This is a genomic window from Vibrio sp. 811 (assembly GCF_033339195.1).
This window is the reverse complement of the sequence record NZ_JAWOUB010000005.1, coordinates 24,892-45,585: the sequence shown is the minus strand read 5'-3', so window position 1 is coordinate 45,585 and position 20,694 is coordinate 24,892. Positions and strand designations below refer to the sequence as shown.

The 20,694-nt window shown below is 44.6% G+C and carries 18 protein-coding genes and 1 tRNA gene; 13 read left to right on the top strand and 6 right to left on the bottom strand.

The window, feature by feature from the left end; all coding sequences use genetic code 11:
* Positions 1-93: 93 nt before the first annotated feature.
* The 3 genes from luxU to uvrB all read right to left on the bottom strand — a co-directional run bounded on the left by luxU (position 94) and on the right by uvrB (position 4,163).
* Positions 94-438, bottom strand: a complete 345-nt coding sequence (luxU, locus tag R7Q46_RS10220) for a quorum-sensing phosphorelay protein LuxU (protein WP_017636054.1) — start codon at positions 436-438, stop codon at positions 94-96.
* Positions 435-1,841 (bottom strand): quorum-sensing sigma-54 dependent transcriptional regulator LuxO, encoded by a 1,407-nt coding sequence (gene luxO, locus R7Q46_RS10215; RefSeq protein ID WP_169644366.1) that lies wholly within the window; start codon positions 1,839-1,841, stop codon positions 435-437. Before luxO ends, luxU begins: the two co-directional genes overlap by 4 nt.
* A gap of 291 nt (positions 1,842-2,132) precedes the next feature.
* Entirely contained in the window at positions 2,133-4,163 is a 2,031-nt protein-coding gene (gene uvrB / locus R7Q46_RS10210; protein ID WP_017636056.1) for an excinuclease ABC subunit UvrB, read from the bottom strand.
* Between the two features lie 559 nt (positions 4,164-4,722).
* On the opposite strand from uvrB, the gene R7Q46_RS10205 reads away from it, so the two are divergent.
* The 11 genes from R7Q46_RS10205 (at position 4,723) to R7Q46_RS10155 (ending at position 15,922) form a co-directional block, all read left to right on the top strand.
* A tRNA-Asn gene (locus tag R7Q46_RS10205) sits at positions 4,723-4,798 on the top strand.
* A gap of 350 nt (positions 4,799-5,148) precedes the next feature.
* Positions 5,149-7,446 carry a formate C-acetyltransferase gene (gene pflB / locus R7Q46_RS10200; protein ID WP_318077485.1) on the top strand — a complete coding sequence of 766 codons (2,298 nt, stop codon included), beginning with the start codon at positions 5,149-5,151 and terminating at the stop codon, positions 7,444-7,446.
* A gap of 306 nt (positions 7,447-7,752) precedes the next feature.
* The gene (gene rsxA / locus R7Q46_RS10195; protein WP_005380762.1) at positions 7,753-8,331 is read left to right on the top strand and encodes an electron transport complex subunit RsxA; all 579 of its coding nucleotides are present in this window, start codon (positions 7,753-7,755) and stop codon (positions 8,329-8,331) included.
* Positions 8,332-8,334: 3 nt separating this feature from the next.
* Positions 8,335-8,931 (top strand): electron transport complex subunit RsxB, encoded by a 597-nt coding sequence (gene rsxB, locus R7Q46_RS10190; RefSeq protein ID WP_005380760.1) that lies wholly within the window; start codon positions 8,335-8,337, stop codon positions 8,929-8,931.
* An 8-nt stretch (positions 8,932-8,939) separates the two neighbouring features.
* Positions 8,940-11,804, top strand: a complete 2,865-nt coding sequence (gene rsxC / locus R7Q46_RS10185; protein WP_318077484.1) for an electron transport complex subunit RsxC — start codon at positions 8,940-8,942, stop codon at positions 11,802-11,804.
* Positions 11,804-12,850: an electron transport complex subunit RsxD gene (gene rsxD / locus R7Q46_RS10180; RefSeq protein WP_033907336.1), complete on the top strand. Its 1,047-nt coding sequence runs from the start codon at positions 11,804-11,806 to the stop codon at positions 12,848-12,850. Before rsxC ends, rsxD begins: the two co-directional genes overlap by 1 nt.
* 7 nt (positions 12,851-12,857) lie before the next feature.
* Positions 12,858-13,490, top strand: a complete 633-nt coding sequence (rsxG, locus tag R7Q46_RS10175; protein WP_005380747.1) for an electron transport complex subunit RsxG — start codon at positions 12,858-12,860, stop codon at positions 13,488-13,490.
* A complete protein-coding gene (locus tag R7Q46_RS10170) occupies positions 13,490-14,182 on the top strand; it encodes an electron transport complex subunit E (RefSeq protein ID WP_005380745.1) in 693 nt (230 codons plus the stop codon). The genes rsxG and R7Q46_RS10170 overlap by 1 nt, the downstream gene beginning before the upstream one ends.
* A 64-nt stretch (positions 14,183-14,246) precedes the next feature.
* Entirely contained in the window at positions 14,247-14,888 is a 642-nt protein-coding gene (gene nth / locus R7Q46_RS10165; RefSeq protein ID WP_005380743.1) for an endonuclease III, read from the top strand.
* 32 nt (positions 14,889-14,920) lie between these two features.
* Positions 14,921-15,337, top strand: a complete 417-nt coding sequence (gene gloA, locus R7Q46_RS10160) for a lactoylglutathione lyase (RefSeq protein ID WP_005380739.1) — start codon at positions 14,921-14,923, stop codon at positions 15,335-15,337.
* 150 nt (positions 15,338-15,487) lie between these two features.
* Positions 15,488-15,922 carry a DUF2753 domain-containing protein gene (locus R7Q46_RS10155; RefSeq protein ID WP_005384886.1) on the top strand — a complete coding sequence of 145 codons (435 nt, stop codon included), beginning with the start codon at positions 15,488-15,490 and terminating at the stop codon, positions 15,920-15,922.
* A 120-nt stretch (positions 15,923-16,042) separates the two neighbouring features.
* On the opposite strand, the gene motY is transcribed toward R7Q46_RS10155, so the two are convergent.
* Positions 16,043-16,924: a flagellar protein MotY gene (gene motY / locus R7Q46_RS10150; RefSeq protein ID WP_318077483.1), complete on the bottom strand. Its 882-nt coding sequence runs from the start codon at positions 16,922-16,924 to the stop codon at positions 16,043-16,045.
* Between the two features lie 341 nt (positions 16,925-17,265).
* On the opposite strand from motY, the gene rnt reads away from it, so the two are divergent.
* A complete protein-coding gene (gene rnt, locus R7Q46_RS10145) occupies positions 17,266-17,910 on the top strand; it encodes a ribonuclease T (protein WP_005384888.1) in 645 nt (214 codons plus the stop codon).
* Positions 17,911-17,938: 28 nt separating this feature from the next.
* Positions 17,939-19,264, top strand: a complete 1,326-nt coding sequence (locus R7Q46_RS10140) for a Na+/H+ antiporter family protein (protein WP_017821192.1) — start codon at positions 17,939-17,941, stop codon at positions 19,262-19,264.
* Between the two features lie 77 nt (positions 19,265-19,341).
* On the opposite strand, the gene R7Q46_RS10135 is transcribed toward R7Q46_RS10140, so the two are convergent.
* Positions 19,342-19,971 (bottom strand): DsbA family protein, encoded by a 630-nt coding sequence (locus R7Q46_RS10135; protein WP_137282276.1) that lies wholly within the window; start codon positions 19,969-19,971, stop codon positions 19,342-19,344.
* 136 nt (positions 19,972-20,107) lie between these two features.
* On the bottom strand, positions 20,108-20,683 hold the full coding sequence (locus tag R7Q46_RS10130; RefSeq protein ID WP_065274720.1) for a hypothetical protein: 576 nt from the start codon (positions 20,681-20,683) through the stop codon (positions 20,108-20,110).
* Positions 20,684-20,694: the final 11 nt, after the last annotated feature.

Below are 20,694 nucleotides of genomic sequence, written 5' to 3'. Positions count from 1 at the left end.
TAATGAAAACCCTTCTGTCATCGAAGGGTTTTAGTTCAGGCATCCAGTAAAAACAGATGTTTACTAAGAAAAAATGGTTAATAGAAAAAATAGCTACTGTCGCCAAGAGCGATAAGCATCTCGAGTTTCGTGCAAAAGATCGAACATAGCCTCTAACTCCTCAGACTCCGCAGTCAACTCACCGGCTTTCGCTTTTTTGTCTATGGACATAGCCAGTTCACAAAGGCGATCTGCCCCAAAGCTCGCAGCACTACTTTTCAACGCGTGGCTGATTTCTTTTGAGTAAGCTAATCGCTCTGCCCCCTGCAGTTGGGATAAGTTCTCGATATAGGTATCCATTTCTCCTAGGAAGATATCGAACAGTACAGGTACGTTGTCACTGCCAATTTCCATCGACAGTTCATCTATTTTTTGCTGATTTAATACATTTACACTCATACTTTTTGCCGCTCTTCCTTGCCGTTCCATGCCTGTAACTTGCGGTAAATCGTCGACGGACTGACATCAAGGTATCCCGCCGCTCGAGGAATATTGCCATCACATGCTTCAATCGCTTGCTCGATTGCCATTTTTTCCGTCATCCATAATGGCATAATCTCAGATGCGGTCATCGCTTTCGGCTCAATTAATTTAGTCACAGACGACGGACGGTCAAGCGGTTGATTCAACGGTGGCGGTAACATGTCCAACGTAATCTCTTTACCGTTGTTTAGAACAACGATATTGCGTAGCACGTTTTGTAACTGACGAACGTTACCCGGCCACTCATAGTTGTTGAATCGCTCGATGACATCAGGCGCAAAACGTATGAAGCTTTTTCCTTCTTCGTGTGACATGTAACCTAACAGTGAGTATGCAATTTCAATAACATCTTCGCCTCGTTCGCGTAAAGGCGGTAAATGCAAAGGAATGACATACAAACGATAGTACAAATCTTCACGGAATCGACCTTCTTGTACCTCTTTCCAGGGATCACGGTTAGTGGCACAAACAAAGCGCACATCCACGCTCTTCATTTTTGAGGAACCCACTTTTTGGAATGTGCCCGTTTGAATAAATCGTAGCAACTTGGTTTGTAAATCCAAGTCCATCTCACAAAGCTCATCTAGAAAAAGTGTGCCGCCATCCGCTAACTCAGCAGCACCTTGACGATCATTCGCAGCACCAGTAAAGGCCCCTTTTACGTGACCAAACAATTCACTCTCAATCAAATCTTTTGGAATTGCAGCACAGTTAATTGCAATAAAAGGTTTGTCACCACGTTTACTTGCTGCGTGAATAGCCTCGGCACACACCTCTTTACCAGTACCACTTTCACCAGTGATAAAAATACTCGCTTTACTGCTCGCAGCTGAATCTATCGTACGGTAAACCTGCTGCATGGTTTGGCTACTGCCGATAAACCCCTGATAGCTCTGATTACCTGGATTATCGGCTTCATTTTTTAGCTTAGTCGCTTTACGAATGGCATTGTTAACCGTGACACGTAAACGGTCTGCTTCACACGGTTTAATTAGAAAGTCTTGTGAGCCATGACGCATGGCCTCGACAGCGGTATCGATAGAACCGTGAGCGGTCATAAAGATTATAGGTACGTCGGGATGACTCTTTTTAACGGCATGTAAAACGTCCATCCCCGTCATATCTGGCAGACGGAGATCGAGTAAAATAAGATCTGGAATTCGATGATTTAGGCTCTCAATGGCATCCCTACCTGTGCCGACAATATTGATATCTATGCCAAGCGGTGTCAGGTATGAGCGGTACAGAGCCGCAACAGATGCGGTGTCCTCGACCATTAAAAGGTAACGAGACTTTGGGCCTTCGGGTTTTTGTTGCATAACCTAGCTATTATTTTGTTGTGTTTTAAACAATAATCGCATTACGCTTTGCATTTTGCAAATGACATTAGCTAAATTATGGGCAAAGGAAAAAATTCAAAAATAATATCAATTATTTAAAAAGTGGCACAAACCATGCTGTAACGATAGTGACCCCTCGGGTCACCTAGCCAACTGACGTTGTTAGTGAACGATATGTTCACAAAACAAGCCAATAGACCCGACTGCCTATTGGCTTCTTTTTTTTACAAGCGACCTAAAATGCTTGGATAGCTAAATCGGTAAGTTTGTTCAACTATTTGCGATGAACTGCGCTCGTAGTTTTTCAATCTCATCACGCTTTTGTGCCGCTAACTCAAATTCTAAATCTTGCGCATGCTGATACATCGCCGCCTCCAGTCGACTGATTTCTTTTTCTAGCTGCTGAGGGGACAGTGCCTCGTAAGTTTGCGAAGGCTCCGCCACTTTCGATAATGGTACCTGTTTAGTGTTACGCTGGCGTTTAGACTTAGTGATATCGCCAAGTTCCATGATGTCTTTGATATTTCGTTTGAGCGCTTGTGGCGAAATACCCATTTCTTCGTTGTACGCTTCCTGCTTCTCGCGACGACGGTTAGTTTCATCCATCGCCTTTTTCATTGAGTTGGTGATTCGGTCAGCGTATAGAATCGCCTTACCTTCGATGTTTCGCGCAGCACGACCAATGGTCTGAATGAGTGAGCGTTCAGACCGCAAGAAGCCCTCTTTATCCGCATCCAAAATTGCAACTAACGAGACCTCTGGCATATCCAGGCCCTCTCTCAATAAGTTTATTCCCACCAGCACGTCAAATTCCCCAAGACGAAGGTCACGGATAATTTCCACACGCTCAACAGTATCAATGTCTGAGTGTAAATAACGTACCTTAACATCATGTTCGTGAAGGTATTCGGTGAGATCTTCAGCCATTCGTTTGGTCAGTGTTGTAACCAGAACTCGTTCATCTTTAGCTGCGCGAATACGGATCTCAGACAATAGGTCGTCGACTTGGGTCGCTACTGGGCGAACTTCCAACTCAGGGTCAAGCAAGCCTGTAGGACGAACGACTTGATCCGCTACATCACCCGCCGATTTTTCTAGTTCGTAATTTCCGGGCGTAGCAGAGACGAAAATCGTTTGTGGCGCTAGTGCTTCAAACTCCTCAAACTTCAGTGGACGATTATCCAAAGCTGAAGGTAACCGGAAACCAAACTCCACCAGCGTTTCTTTACGCGAACGGTCACCTTTATACATGGCACCTATCTGCGGTACTGTCACGTGAGATTCATCGATGATCAACAAGCCATCATGAGGTAAGTAGTCAAACAGGGTTGGTGGCGGCTCACCTTCCGAGCGTCCACTGAGATAACGAGAATAGTTTTCGATACCGGAGCAAAAGCCCAACTCATTCATCATTTCGATATCGAATTGAGTGCGCTGGCTAATTCGCTGCTCTTCCAGTAGCTTGTTGTTATCTAGAAGCTGCTTTTTGCGCACTTCTAGTTCGACTTTAATATTTTCAATCGCTTCAAGAATGCGATCTCTTGGCGTCACATAGTGCGTCTTGGGATAGATGGTATAGCGCGGCAAGTCTCGTTGTTTCACCACGCCTGTCAATGGGTCGAACACACTGATGCAATCCACCTCATCGTCAAACATCTCAACGCGCACAGCGTCTTGGTCTGATTCAGCAGGGAATATATCAATCACTTCGCCACGTACACGGAACTGCCCTCGCTCAAAAGCAACATCATTGCGCGAGTATTGGAGCTCCGCTAGGCGACGAAGCATATCACGCTGATCAATCACATCTCCACGTCGCAAATGAAGCATCATTTGTAAGTAGGATTCCGGATCACCCAAACCATAGATAGCTGAAACCGAAGCAACGATAATAGCGTCTTTCCGTTCCAATAAAGCTTTAGTGGCAGACAGTCGCATTTGCTCAATGTGGGCGTTAACCGAAGCGTCCTTTTCAATGAAAGTATCTGTTGTGGGAACGTATGCTTCAGGTTGGTAGTAATCGTAGTAAGAAACAAAATACTCAACCGCATTATTAGGAAAGAATGACTTCATCTCACCATATAACTGAGCAGCAAGCGTTTTGTTTGGCGCAAGTAATATTGCAGGTCGTTGGGCTTGAGCAATCACATTCGCTAGTGTGAAGGTTTTACCTGAGCCTGTGACCCCCAACAAGGTTTGATGTGCTAGCCCAGCATCGAGCCCCTCAAGCAACTGATTGATCGCTCCTGGTTGATCGCCCGACGGCTGATAATCGGAGACCAATTCATAGACTTTACTCATACCCTTCCTCAATTTTACTGCGCTTTGGCTGTATATATATACACCTTAGCTAATGAAATCTACGTCTATCGAGAATTTAACCATCATTGTTAATAAATTTTCTTGTTTGTCTAGAATGCTATAGCCATACAAAAGTGACTCTGATATAGTACTTCGCCCTAGTTGAAGAGCTACACACATTCTTTACATTATAGTTTCCACAACTTTTCCCCAAAAATTAGCTTAAAACTTTCTTATCCCCAAAAGATTGATTTTTATCCACTTTGAATACCTTTTGATTAACATCGATAAATCTCTGTTTTATTTGCTTATTTTACTCATAACTCCGACTAAAAATTCATTAAATAAAAACTTAGTTGCATATCAATTTTCTTTACCCAGATCTCATCAACATACTTATCCACAAATTTAGTGGATAACTAACCTCGAGCCTTTACTGGCAAGCCATACAGAAAAGTAAAGCCCTTAACTCAATATTTTTTGCTAAAAATGTATTTTTTTACTGTTGACAGTAGTTTGAGTGCTCGGTAAGATTCTTCCCGCTTTCAAGCAAAGCAATTCCTCCTTAGCTCAGTTGGTAGAGCGACGGACTGTTAATCCGCAGGTCGCTGGTTCGAGCCCAGCAGGAGGAGCCAGATTATAGAAAAGCCGTGTCGCAAGACACGGCTTTTTTGTATCTTAATCACCATGAAATCTAAGCCAATCTAGGCGCCATAAAATCACACCGAAATAAGTTCAAATTACAGAACTCATAACATTGTCATAGATAGTGTTCTCACAGCACCACACATTTAATTCTGTCTCTTTTCTAGTAAAACACAATCGTAAATATTTGAATCTATTATTAATGCAATTTAATCATTGAAAAAATGAAAAGCATTCATTTTACTCATACCAAATAAATCCATACGATTAAAAGGGTTAAGAATGGTTCCGTCCTACTCGTCGCCTCCATTCTAATTATCAATAACTTAGGGATTTACTTATGACTATTCCGACAACTGACATGCTAGATGCATGGGCTGGATTTACTGCTGGTGAATGGCAAAACTCTGTCAACACTCGTGACTTCATCCAAAAAAACTATACACCCTATGAGGGAGACGAGTCTTTCTTAGCCGAGGTTAGCAAATCCACTTCAGCATTATGGAACCAAGTGCTTGAAGGCATAAAACAAGAAAGCCGCACACACGCCCCTATTGATTTTGACACAGACTTGCCCTCAACAATCACTTCCCACGATGCAGGCTACATCAACAAAGATCTGGAAAAGATCGTTGGCTTACAAACTGATCAACCGCTAAAACGTGCAATCATCGCCAATGGCGGGATTCGCATGGTAAAAAACTCGTGCGAAGTTTATGGCCGCGAATTGGATCCAACGGTTGAAAAGATCTTCACTGAATACCGTAAAACTCACAACAAAGCGTGTTTCGACCTTTACACCAAAGAAATTCTAGCCTGTCGTAAATCAGGCATCATCACGGGTCTTCCTGATGCCTATGGCCGTGGTCGTATCATTGGTGACTATCGCCGTCTCGCCCTATACGGTATCGACTTCTTAAAAGCAGACAAAAAAGAACAATACAACTCAACACAAACGTTCTTAGAACAAGGCAACGATCTTGAGAAAACACTTCGTCTTCGCGAAGAAATAGCTGATCAAGTTCAAGCGCTTGAAGACATTCATCAAATGGGTCTGAAATACGGCATTGATATGTCGCTACCTGCAAAAACAGCACAAGAAGCGATCCAATTTACCTACTTTGGCTACCTAGCGGCGGTTAAATCGCAAAACGGCGCAGCAATGTCACTGGGCCGTACTTCGACTTTCCTAGACGTCTATCTAGAACGCGATATCGCAAACGGTTTGATTGATGAATCACAAGCGCAAGAAATGATTGACCACTTCATCATGAAGCTACGCATGGTTCGCTTCCTACGCACACCAGAATACGATTCATTGTTCTCTGGCGACCCAATCTGGGCAACCGAAGCCATGGCTGGTATGGGCGTTGATGGCCGTACGCTAGTATCTAAAACGACATTCCGGTACTTACATACACTACATACTATGGGCCCTGCTCCTGAGCCAAACATGACGATTCTTTGGTCAGAGCAATTACCTGAAGCGTTCAAGCAATACGCTGCAAAAGTGTCGATTGATACCTCTTCGGTTCAATACGAAAACGACGATCTAATGCGTCCTGATTTCAACAATGACGACTACGCGATTGCATGTTGTGTGAGCCCGCAAATTGTTGGTCAGCACATGCAATTCTTTGGTGCACGTGCCAACCTTGCAAAAGCGCTGCTTTACACCATCAATGGTGGTATCGATGAAAAATCGAAAGCGCAAGTGGGTCCGGTAGTGGACAAAGTTCAAGATGAAATTCTCGACTTTGACGCTTTGATGCCTCGTTTCGACAACATGTTGGAATGGTTAGCAACGCAATACGTCACAGCGTTGAACATCATCCATTACTCACATGACCGTTACAGCTACGAAGCGTCACTGATGGCATTGATGGATCGCGACGTGCACCGCACGATGGCGTGTGGTATTGCAGGTCTGTCTGTTGTTGCAGACTCTTTAGCAGCAATTAAATACGCAACCGTGAAACCCGTTCGTGATGAAGATGGCATCGCCGTTGATTTTAAAATCGAAGGTGATTATCCAAAATTTGGTAACAACGATGCCCGTGTTGATGACATCGCTTGTGATCTAGTTGAGCGCTTCATGAAGAAAATTCAGAAGATGCACACCTACCGCGAAGCAGTGCCAACTCAATCGATTTTAACAATCACATCTAACGTGGTTTACGGTAAAAAAACGGGTAATACACCAGATGGCCGTCGCGCAGGTATGCCTTTTGGACCGGGTGCAAACCCAATGCACGGTCGTGATGAAAAAGGGGCGGTTGCGTCTCTGGCATCGGTTTCTAAACTACCGTTCGCTTACGCTAAAGATGGTATTTCTTACACTTTCTCAATTGTGCCTAACGCATTGGGTAAAGATGACTTGAGTCAGAAGAAGAACCTAGCTGCGCTAATGGATGGTTACTTCCATCACGAAGCAAGCAACGAGGGCATTGCGATTGAAGGTGGTCAACACCTTAACGTCAACGTTCTGGACCGAGAGATGTTATTGGATGCGGTTGAACATCCAGAGAAATACCCTCAGTTGATGATTCGAGTGTCTGGTTATGCGGTACGTTTTAACTCTCTAACGACAGAGCAACAGCAAGACGTCATCACTCGTACCTTCACAAGTAAGATATAAACACAGTCTATCAAGCACTCAGAAAGTTTAAATAATTAGCTTGTTAATATGCATTGCCCGCCTCTCTTTTCTACCTGGGAGAGGCGGGCTTTTTTTTAAAATCACACATTAGATGAAAATTAATAGGTAGTATCCTTTCGCTAACAATACATTCAGCAAACGATTCAATTTCTTATTGATTCATCAAAATACATCAATTAGACGACTATTTTTCCATCGTGTATGTAAAACCACATCGTTCACTGGTTGTTATTGGTGTCACAAAACACGATAATATCAAGATCGGATTTTAAGAACGTAATAACTATGACCGAATATGTTTTGTTGTTGGTCGGCACTGTGCTGGTGAACAACTTTGTACTGGTGAAGTTTTTGGGCCTATGTCCTTTTATGGGTGTGTCCAAAAAACTGGAAACAGCAATAGGTATGGGCTTAGCGACAACTTTTGTGCTAACGCTCGCGTCAGTGTGTGCGTATTTAGTGGAAAGCTACATCCTTCGTCCACTGGGTATTGAGTACCTTCGAACCATGAGTTTTATTTTGGTGATAGCCGTTGTGGTGCAGTTCACCGAAATGGTTGTGCACAAAACCAGCCCGACGCTTTATCGCTTGCTTGGCATTTTCTTACCGCTGATCACAACAAACTGCGCAGTATTGGGCGTGGCACTTCTTAACATTAATGAAAACCATAACTTTATTGAATCGATCATCTACGGCTTCGGCGCCGCTGTTGGTTTCTCATTGGTGTTGATACTTTTTGCATCCATGCGAGAGCGCATAGCCGCCGCCGACGTTCCTGTACCTTTTAAAGGTGCATCAATAGCAATGATTACAGCAGGTTTAATGTCACTCGCCTTTATGGGCTTTACAGGTTTGGTGAAGTAAGCGATGAGTACGATTTTAATTGCGATTATCGCGTTAGCGGTTCTGGCTGCGATTTTCGGCGCGATACTTGGTTTTGCTTCTATTCGCTTTAAAGTTGAAGCGGACCCTATTGTGGATCAAATCGACGCCATTTTACCGCAAACTCAATGCGGTCAATGTGGCTACCCTGGTTGCCGCCCTTATGCTGAAGCAATTGCAAATGGCGACCACATAAACAAATGTCCCCCTGGTGGTCAGGCAACAATCGAAAAGCTCGCCGACTTAATGGGTGTTGAGCCAGAAGAATCTGCGCACGATCTCGACAGCAAAATTCCAACCGTTGCGTTTATTCATGAAGACATGTGTATTGGCTGCACTAAGTGTATTCAGGCGTGTCCGGTGGATGCAATTGTAGGCGGAACAAAGGCGGTCCATACCGTAATCAAAGATGAATGTACGGGCTGTGACTTGTGTGTTGCCCCATGTCCGACTGATTGTATTGAAATGATTCCTGTGGCAACGACCACAGAAAGCTGGAAGTGGCAACTTCACTCCATTCCGGTACTTAACATTACGGATGCTGCCGACAATGCAGCGAACGTGAAAGATTCAATTAAGTAAGGTTTCACATGTTGTCTTTGATTGAACAAATTCGTACAGGCGCGCTTTGGGATTTCCCAGGTGGTGTGCATCCGGCAGAAAATAAAAAGCAGTCCAACAAAACTGAACTCGCTCATGCGGCTATCCCGTCAGAAATTGTATTGCCGCTAAAACAGCACATTGGTAAAGCGGGTAACCTACTGGTTGCCGAAGGTGACTACGTATTAAAAGGTCAGCCATTAACGCAATCGGAGACCGGCTTTACGGTTCCAGTGCATGCTCCAACATCAGGTACGCTCACCGCGATTGAGCCACGAACTGTCGCGCACCCTTCTGGGTTAAGTGAGTTGTGCGCAGTCATCACGCCTGATGGGAAAGATGCATGGTGTGAAAGAAACCCCGTCGCAGATTACCAACAAGAAACCCCTGACGCACTGATTGATATTATTCGTCTCGCTGGTATTTCTGGTATGGGTGGCGCAGGCTTCCCTACTGCAAAAAAAATCCAATCAGGTTTTGCTCGTACCGAGATTCTTATCGTTAATGCAGCAGAGTGCGAGCCATACATCACGTCTGATGACAAGCTCATGCAAGAACATGCCGAAGAGCTTATTCAAGGTATCGAAATTGTCGAACATATCCTGACACCAAAGCTCACGATTATTGGCATTGAAGACAACAAGCCAGAAGCAATCAAAGCGCTAGAAGCTGCGGCTATAAACAAAGATATCGTTATTCGCGTTATCCCGACTAAATACCCTTCTGGCGGTGAAAAACAGCTGATCAAAATTTTAACCAATAAAGAAGTACCAAGTGGCGCGATTCCAGCCGATATTGGTATTTTGGTTCAGAATGTTGGTTCTCTTTACGCTATAAAACGCGCAGTCATCGACGGTGAACCGATGATAAAGCGCATCGTGACTCTCACTGGTAAAACCTTCAAACAACCACGCAACGTTTGGGCATTGTTAGGGACACCAGTACAAGCACTGTTGGATGAGTTTGGCTATAAAGCAGATAAGAAGTTACAGCGTTTAATTATGGGTGGGCCAATGATGGGCTTTACCCTTCCTCACTCCCAAGTGCCGATTACCAAGACAGCAAACTGTATCCTTGCTCCGACTCGTCGTGAGATCTCTCCGCACCAGTATGAGATGGAATGTATTCGCTGTAGCCAATGTGCAGAAGCGTGCCCTGCTTCGCTGCTGCCTCAACAACTGCAATGGCATGCAAAAGCTGAAGAGTATGACAAACTCGAAGAATTAAACTTAAAGGATTGTATCGAGTGCGGCGCTTGTGCGTTTGTATGTCCAAGTGAAATTCCGCTCGTACAGTACTACCGCCAAGCGAAAGCAGAAATTAGAACTAGAACACAAGAAGCGGAAGCTGCAGAGCGAGCAAAACTGCGTTTTGAAGAGAAAAAAGCGCGTATGGAACGCGAAAAAGCAGAACGTGAAAATCGCTTCAAGAAAGCTGCCGATCAGCGCCGTAAAGAGATGAAGTCTTCTGGCGGCGATGATGCGATAGCAGCAGCAATCGCACGAGTGAAAGCTCAAAAGACAGAAACCACAGAAAAAACAGAGCCAGCAGTAAAACCAGCCGTAGCGGCAGCCATTGCCAAAGCGAAGGCGAAACAAGCGGCAGCAGCTAAAGCAGGCTCTAGTGAACCTGATAACTCAGAAATGGCAAAACTGCGCGAAGAGCGCAAACGTCTTGCTCGCGAACGGAAAGCGCAAAAAGAACAAGGCGAAACGCCAGACAATAACGCTGATGATAAAAAGTCGGCAGTTGCGGCCGCCATCGCCCGAGCTAAAGCGAAAAAAGCACAACAAGAAGATTCAACTGAATCTGTAGAATCGGAAACGTCTGCACAGCAAGACAGCGATCCGAAGAAAGCCGCGGTTGCTGCTGCCATTGCACGTGCCAAAGCACGTAAAGCGAAGCAAGCAGACTCAACTGAAGCGGAAGAAGCTGACGCACCTGCTGAGCAAACCGACGATCCGAAAAAAGCCGCAGTTGCCGCTGCAATTGCTCGAGCCAAAGCGCGCAAAGCTAAGCAAGCAGACTCAACCGAAGCGGAAGAAGCTGACGCACCTGCCGAGCAAACCGAAGATCCGAAAAAAGCCGCCGTGGCTGCTGCGATTGCACGTGCCAAAGCACGTAAAGCGAAGCAAGCAGACTCAACTGAAGCGGAAGAAGCTGAAGCACCTACTGAGCAAACCGACGATCCGAAAAAAGCCGCCGTGGCTGCTGCGATTGCACGTGCCAAAGCGCGAAAAGTGAAGCAAGCAGACTCAACTGAAGCGGAAGAAGCTGACGCACCTGCCGAGCAAACCGACGATCCGAAAAAAGCCGCAGTTGCCGCTGCCATTGCACGTGCCAAAGCGCGCAAAGCGAAGCAAGCAGACTCAGCTGAAGCGGAAGAAGCTGAAGCACCTGCCGAGCAAACCGAAGATCCGAAAAAAGCCGCCGTGGCAGCTGCCATTGCACGTGCCAAAGCACGTAAAGCGAAGCAAGAAACGCAAACTGAGCCTGTTGAAGAAGCAACTTCTGAAGAACCAGAAGTGGATCCGAAGAAAGCCGCGGTTGCCGCAGCAATTGCGCGCGCGAAGGCTCGTAAAGCGAAACAAGCAGACTCAACTGAAGCGGAAGAAGCTGAAGCACCTGCCGAGCAAACCGAAGATCCGAAAAAAGCCGCCGTGGCAGCTGCCATCGCTCGAGCCAAAGCGCGCAAAGCGAAGCAAGAAACGCAAACAGAGCCTGTTGAAGAAGCAACCTCCGAAGAACCAGAAGTGGATCCGAAGAAAGCCGCGGTTGCCGCAGCAATTGCGCGCGCGAAGGCACGCAAAGCGCAACAAGAAGCTAATAAAAATAATACTGAGGAGAACGAGTAGTGTCGTTTTTTATTGCCAGTTCACCGCATACCCACAGTCGTCGTAATACGCCAGACTTAATGAAATGGGTGGCACTTTGCGCACTTCCAGGTTTAGTAGCTCAAACCTACTTCTTTGGCTGGGGTACGCTGATTCAGCTGATTTTTGCCATTGCAGTCGCTGTATCCCTTGAAGCCTTAGTCATGATCTGTCGTAAACGCTCACCAATGAGAGCGCTACGTGATAACAGTGCAATAGTTACCGCTTGGTTGTTAGCCGTTGCTATACCACCATGGTCTCCGTGGTGGATTATGGTGATCGGGCTTATTTTTGCGATAGTAATCGCTAAACACCTCTATGGTGGCCTTGGACAAAACTTATTCAACCCTGCAATGGTCGCTTATGTGGTCTTGTTGATCTCTTTCCCAGTACAAATGACGAGTTGGAGTGCACCGACATCACTCATACCTGATCATGTAAATTTTGCAGATACACTCTCTTTAATTTTTACGGGCTATGATTACGACGGCTTATCACTTCAGCAAGTTCGCTCAGGTGTTGACGGTGTGACAATGGCGACACCACTTGATGCATTTAAGACTGGCATTCTTACAGGTGCCACTCCAAGCGAAGTAATGTCGCAGCCGATATTTGATGGCTTAGGTGGTATTGGTTGGCAATGGGTAAACCTTGCTTACCTTCTTGGCGGCATAGTCATGATCAAAAAGCGTATCATCCAATGGTATATTCCAGCAGGTTTCCTTGCGAGTCTGACTCTGTTTAGCCTAGTGTTCACGTTGCTGACGCCAGGGGAAACTGCGTCGCCAATTTTACACTTGTTATCTGGTGCAACCATGCTTGGCGCATTCTTTATTGCAACCGATCCCGTTTCGGCGTCTACCACCGTCAAAGGACGTTTAATCTTCGGTGCGCTTATTGGTGCTTTGGTTTTTATCATTCGCAGTTGGGGCGGTTTCCCAGATGGTGTTGCATTTGCAGTGTTGCTTGCAAATATGTGTGTGCCACTGATCGATTACTACACCAAACCTAGAACTTACGGTCACTGAGGTAAACATGTTAACCGCTATTAGAAAAAATGGTCTGACACTCGCGATATTTGCATGTGCAACAACCGGATTAGTCGCCCTTACTCAGTACCTAACAAAAGACCAAATCAAGGTACAAGAGCAAAAACAATTACTTTCTGTTTTGAATCAAGTCATTCCAGAAAACATGCATGACAACGCACTCACGCAAGCTTGTACAATGGTCACGTCTCCAGATCTGGGGACATTACGTGCGATGCCAGCCTACCTCGCCACGAAGAATGGTGAACCAACAGCAATCGCAATAGAATCTATCGCGCCAGATGGCTACAATGGTGAGATAAAAGTGATTACTGGGATTGATAATCAGGGCAATATTTTGGGGACACGCGTCCTAAACCACCAAGAAACCCCTGGTCTGGGCGATAAAATCGATCTTCGTGTCACCGACTGGATCCTGAGCTTTACAGGAAAACAAGTCACGGAAAACAATTGGAATTCTTGGAAAGTTCGTAAAGATGGCGGCGATTTCGATCAATTTACTGGTGCAACGATCACGCCAAGAGCCGTCGTAAAAGTGGTGCGAAATACCGTTAACTACGTAAACCAATCTCGTGAAGACATTCTTAGCCAGCCGTTAGGCTGTGAAGGAGAGCAGTAATGAATGAGAATAAATTACTGATGAAAAACGGTATGTGGAGTAATAACCCCGCTCTCGTACAACTGCTGGGCTTATGTCCACTGCTAGCGGTTTCTTCCACGATAACCAATGCATTAGGTCTTGGTATTGCAACCTTACTCGTGCTAGTTGGATCCAACGTAACAGTTTCTCTTATCCGTAACTATGTGCCAAAAGAGATCCGTATACCTGTATTCGTTATGATCATTGCCTCACTCGTTACCTGCGTTCAGTTGTTAATGAATGCCTATGCGTACGGTTTGTACCTGTCTCTAGGTATCTTTATTCCTCTGATTGTAACGAACTGCATTATTATTGGCCGAGCAGAAGCTTACGCGTCAAAAAATGATGTTGCACCCGCTGCGCTAGATGGTTTGTGGATGGGCCTTGGTATGACGAGCGTCTTGGTTGTTTTAGGTGCCATGCGCGAATTAATTGGTAATGGCACACTATTCGACGGAGCAGACCTTCTCCTAGGAGACTGGGCTTCAGCTCTACGGATTCAAGTTTTCCAATTTGACAATAGCTTCCTGTTAGCGCTTCTCCCACCTGGTGCATTTATCGGTGTTGGGCTGTTGATAGCGCTCAAAAATGTCATAGATAATTCAATTCAGGCACGTCAACCAAAAGAAGAAAAACCAACCATAGAACGTGCTCGCGTCACTAACGCATAACAAGATAAGGCTCTGTCATAGGAGCCTTTTTCATAAACCGCAGAGACGGTATTGGAAGTCAGCAATGAACAAAATAAAAAGAATCGAAATTCTTGAGCGATTACGAGAAAACAATCCGAATCCTCAAACTGAGCTTAACTGGAGCTCCCCTTTTGAGCTGCTAATCGCTGTATTACTATCAGCTCAAGCAACCGATGTAAGCGTCAATAAAGCCACCGACAAGCTTTTCCCTGTAGCGAATACACCTCAAAGCATTCTTGATTTGGGAGTCGATGGCTTAAAAGAATACATAAAGACAATCGGTTTGTTTAACTCAAAGGCAGAAAACACAATCAAGACTTGTAAGATCTTGTTGGAAAAACACAATGGTGAAGTTCCTGAAGATCGTGCAGCGTTAGAAGCGCTGCCAGGCGTAGGTCGCAAGACCGCAAACGTCGTGCTCAACACCGCTTTTGGTTGGCCAACTATTGCCGTCGATACGCACATTTATCGCGTGTCGAATCGCACTAAATTTGCGATGGGAAAAACGGTTGATGATGTCGAGCAGAAGCTATTAAAAGTTGTGCCAAAAGAGTTCAAACTCGATGTGCACCACTGGCTCATTCTTCATGGTCGTTATACGTGCGTAGCAAGAAAGCCTCGCTGCGGTAGCTGCATTATCGAAGATTTGTGCGAATATAAAGAGAAAGTATACCCAGATAGCTAACGCTATTTGTAAATCAAAGCTAGGAGCAAAAAATGTCAAACGGTCGAATTCTCCACACTATGCTTCGCGTAGGTGATCTAGACAAATCCATCAAGTTTTACACTGAAGTTATGGGCATGCAGCTGCTTCGTACTAACGAAAATAAAGAGTACGAATACACGCTAGCGTTTCTTGGTTATGGTGACGAATCCCAAGGTGCAGTGATCGAACTGACTTACAACTGGGGTAAAACTGAGTATGACCTAGGTACTGCTTTTGGTCATATCGCCATTGGTGTTGATGATATCTACACAACTTGCGACGCTATCAAAGCGGCGGGCGGTAATGTGACGCGTGAGCCAGGTCCAGTAAAAGGCGGAAGCACGCACATTGCATTCGTAAAAGACCCAGATGGTTATATGATTGAGCTTATTCAAAACAAGCAAGCTTCAGCAGGTCTTGAAGGCTAAGCGGCACTTCTAATAATCACTTGTACTGCAAGTTGAACTCCGATTACAGGCAGGTCTGCGATCTGCCTGTCCTTTTATAAACAAAACTCTTTACTTGATAATAGTTATCGTTTAGATTTGTACGCAACTTCGATATGCGGGATTACGATAATGATCAGTGAATGGGAAAAACACACACTTCTAGCCGATACGGCACTTCAACTAGATGACCCTGTTCGCAGCATTCTTCATTACCAGCAAGCCCTAAGCCTGAGTGAAGATATCAGCGAATGTGTGGAAATTGAGGCGGACGAGCGATTATTAATTTCTGTGATTTCTTGTCATAACTTAGCTCAGTTCTGGCGTTGGGCTGGAGATACTGACTATGAACTCAAATACCTTCAACTGGCCTCTGAGAAAGTCTTAACACTTATCCCACAATGCCCAAATAAAGAGTGTGCAAGCTTTATCGACTCGATAGGATGCTGTACTAAGGCGTTGATAGACTTTATGAAGCGTCACCCTAATCCGGCTATTGCCAAACAGGTTGAAAAAATAGATACCGCAACCAATTGCGAAGTCATTGCCAAATTCCGCTTAAACTAACATTCAAATTATACAGTAGGAATCACCGAAAGGTGCTTGGCAAAATACCACTAAAATATTATTAACAACGTCAGTAAATCAAAAACGCCGAAGCTTTCAGCTTCGGCGTTTTTATAAGCATCACACTTGGGTTCGCCCTAGAGATATCACGACTCGGCGGTTTTTGTCTTTTCCTATTGGCGAACCGTTATCTGCAATAGGACGACGCTTGCCGTACCCTTGCACTTGAATTCGATCTTCCGGTAGCCCTAGAGACTGAAAATAATCACGAAGTGACTCTGCACGTCGCTCTGATAAACTTTGACTCGCACTTTTACCATCGGTTGAATCTGTGTACGTCGCCACCAGCACGAGATCGATATCTTGATTATGTCGGATATAATCTGCAATTTGTGATAAACGCTTTTTAGAAGCCTTGGTTAACTGATCACCTTGTCTTTCGTAGTGCAAAATCGTAAAAGCAATGTCCTCGAAACGGTATTTCAATAAGTTGGAAATACAGTCGCTAAACGCGTTGTACTTGTTTTGAAACAGTACTGATGACAATGCGACTTCAATTCTCTGATCTCGGCTCTGCCAATCTTGGTAACTAAAAGTCGGATAACGGCCTTTTTCCAGCTCAGACAAAATGCCCCATGCTGTTTGCCCTCCGACATAACCATCAAACTGTTTAAAAAACTTTAGGTTTGTAATTCGATCGGCGTGTTCACCTGGTCGCCAAGGTGGCGGCATAGAAATGAGACTGACGTTACGTGTTTCTCCCATCGGGCGACGCATTTTTAACTCAAAGTCTAAATTGATTTTTTTATTTGCACGAGATGAAAATACCGCATCTCCAAAGCTTGGAATGGGGTGTACAAGCTGACATTCTAATGGTGTATTGACCACCATTTCCCATTGAGATTGCTGTGGAGTTGCAGCATAACGTTTGCCCATCAAAGCGAAGCTGCTTGTGCTAAACAACGAAAATACAACACCACTGGTAATCAGCCATTTCTTCATCTAATACTGTCTCTTAAACGGCAGTCTGTTGCCGTCAATTTGCATCAATAAAACCACTTCAACCAGCATGCAAAAATCTCGCCAATATAGGGTTATCTGTCACACTGCCATTAATGTGAGCCACCGTGTTACAATCACCTTAACCGCCACTTAGCGTTTTACTTCCTCATGTTTTATCGGTTTACATGATGCAAAGTATGGCGAATAAACGTCTACATAATATGCAATACAAACTTATTGATTGGATGCAAAATAGAATTCCGGTTTTCTCTTAAATTGCGGTTTTTCTCATCGGTATAATCTGCAATAATGCAGCCTTCGTCACACAAAAATAAGCCAACATGACACTAGAAAATGAAGCTCTAACCTTGAAAAAACGCTTTCGTGGTTATTTCCCTGTGGTAGTAGACGTTGAGACCGCTGGTTTCAATGCTCAAACTGATGCACTTTTAGAAATCTGTGCCGTTACGTTGAAAATGGACGAACATGGCGTGTTGCATCCGGCCTCCACCATTCATTTTCATGTGGAACCATTTGAAGGCGCTAACTTAGAAAAAGAAGCGCTTGAATTCAATGGTATTCGTGACCCTTTCAGCCCTCTTCGTGGTGCTGTTTCTGAGCAAGAGGCGCTAAAGGAAATTTATAAGCTTATTCGCAAAGAACAAAAAGCCGCAGATTGCTCACGTGCAATTATGGTTGCTCATAACGCAGCATTCGACTTGGGTTTTGTAAATGCAGCAAATGAACGCTGTAAACTAAAAAGAGTCCCTTTTCATCCCTTTGCTACTTTTGATACGGCTACATTAAGTGGCCTTGCTTATGGCCAAACAGTTCTCGCTAAAGCATGCAAAACAGCCGGGATGGAATTTGATAACCGTGAAGCACACTCTGCGCTTTACGATACACAAAAAACAGCAGAATTATTCTGCGGTATTGTCAACAAATGGAAGGCCCTCGGCGGTTGGCCGCTTGTCGACGAAGAATAATAAGTAAACACAACATATTAGGAAAAGTATGAATCCTGTCGTTATATCAGTGTGTGTCATGCTCGTGTTAGCATTGATGCGCGTAAACGTGGTGGTTGCCCTCACGTTTAGTGCCATCGTAGGCGGCCTAGTCGCAGGCATGAGCCTTGGGGATACGGTTGCCGCATTTGAAAGTGGTCTAGGTGGCGGTGCAACTATTGCGCTAAGCTACGCCATGTTAGGTACTTTCGCTGTTGCCATCTCGAAATCAGGCATCACGGATCTACTGGCCAAAAGTGTTATCAAGCGCTTAAATGGTAAAGAAAACTCGGCGTCAACTACCGGGTTAAAGTACGCGGTGTTAGTCGCGCTCGTTCTTGTCACTATGTCATCTCAGAACGTAATTCCGGTCCATATCGCCTTTATTCCAATTTTGATTCCACCTCTTTTGGGCGTATTTGCGAAACTTAAGCTCGATCGACGTTTGGTCGCGTGTGTTCTTACCTTCGGTTTGATCACACCTTACATGATCTTGCCTGTTGGTTTCGGCGGTATTTTCTTAAACAACATTCTGTTAAAGAACCTACATGACAACGGTTTGGAGAATGTGGTTGCAAGCCAAGTCCCAACCGCCATGTTACTGCCTGGTGCAGGTATGCTGTTTGGTCTATTACTGGCTATCTTTGTTAGCTATCGTAAACCGCGTGTCTACAAAGAAACTGAGTTGACTGTCGTTGACGAAACCGATCATGTCATCAATAAAAAGCACATCTTGGTTGCGGCACTTGGTATTGTCGCTGCATTGGGTGTTCAGCTTTACACGGGTTCAATGATTATCGGTGCTCTAGCTGGCTTTATGGTGTTTACTTTCGGCGGCGTTATTGCATGGAAAGAGACGCACGACGTGTTCACTAAAGGTGTACACATGATGGCAATGATTGGCTTCATCATGATTGCAGCGGCAGGTTTTGCAGCAGTAATGAAGCAAACTGGCGGTGTTGAAACACTAGTACAATCGCTATCAACCAGCATCGGTGACAATAAGCCTTTAGCTGCACTACTGATGCTGATCGTTGGTCTGTTGGTAACAATGGGCATTGGTTCATCGTTCTCTACGATTCCAATTCTTGCAACTATCTATGTGCCTCTTGCGCTAGCATTTGGCTTCTCGCCGATGGCAACGATTGCACTGGTAGGTACTGCGGCGGCGTTAGGTGATGCAGGCTCTCCAGCTTCTGACTCTACATTAGGCCCTACATCTGGTCTAAATGCCGACGGTCAACATGAGCACATTTGGGAAACAGTCGTTCCAACCTTTATCCATTACAATATCCCTCTAATCATCTTTGGTTGGATTGCAGCAATGGTGCTTTAATACTATTGTTTGGATGGATATACATTAGTTACGAAAAAGCCGCTCAATGAGCGGCTTTTTGTTATTCATAACTGTGGTTATTGCGCTGGCATATTGTCAATAATACGCTCACGAATCAGCTTCAAGGTTGGTTCTGTCGACAGGTAATCGATGGCAATCGGAAAATAAGCGTCGTTAATTTTAAGAACCAAGCTAGGGTAAGAGCTCACACCTAGGCTCTTTGCAAGGCTCAATTGATCTTCGAACACACCTTCTAAGAAAGAGCCATCCATGTCATTCTTGAATTGCTGAACATTCAAGCCAATTTCTCTCGCTAGTTGCAAGTGAGTGGCTTCTTCATGAGGAGGCATCGCACGTAAGTAATACGCATGCTGAACCGCTTCTAGCATCTGCTCATAAGAGTCTTGAAAGCCGGCTGCAATAACCGCACGACAAGATTGGTAAGTGCTTCTAACTGGCGTACAAAGCTTCCAGAAATCGTAGTTAAACTTAGTGCCTAACTGGCGCTCAATCTGCTTCCAAATACCTTCGAGTTTTTGTTGCATCTCGGGCGGCATCGGTAAATTAGTATCTGGCGCAAGACCACCAACCACATACTCAAACTGAATCACACCTGGCAGTTGCTGTTTTAGTTTATCCAGCGTTGGTTTGTAACCCCAACACCAACTGCACATTGGGTCATGCACGTAGTAAAGCTTTATATCCACTTTAATAATTAAACCTTTAAAATCATTTCAAAATCTCAGAGTAATTATACAGTCTCATAAGTTGAAAAACTGCTTTATCTTAATAATTCGCTCTAAAGCCAGTCTATACGAGGCGTGTTAAGTTTCATTGTAGATCTTAGGTTAGATAAACAAGTCTGTCAGCTGAGAACTCTAGCCCACCTAGCTCATTTTGTTCGCACAAACTCTTAAAATGTTCAGTACAATACAGAAAGCTCGCTCCTAGCATCTTTGACTTGAAAACAACCTTTTCTGCAACGTCGCTTTCATTAAATACTAACACCTCTACACCTGCTAAGCTGCCATATTCAATTTTTTGGACGCACTTATCTTCATCTTCTTGCCCAAACTCCAACGGTGTATACAGGTACCATTCCTCTCCTTTATAACGAATCGATAAGAACTCGCCTACTTTGCTCAATGGCTCTTTTAAAGATGCATAAGCTTTAGGGGAAAGCACTAAGAAAACCCGTAACCATAAACTGATATCAGGAAGTAATGAGTCTTTCTTGAGAACATCTTCAAACTCAATATCTACTTCACCCCATATACTTTTGAAAGAAAAGTTTTCTAATGGCTGCACAACGATTTTTTCTATTAAATCAATGTCACCTAACTGCCTAGCTACAGAACTAGGCGTAGTGCTCACGATTTTATATTCATTGTGACAGTCGAAAATTTTATAAACCGTCATTAATCTATCAA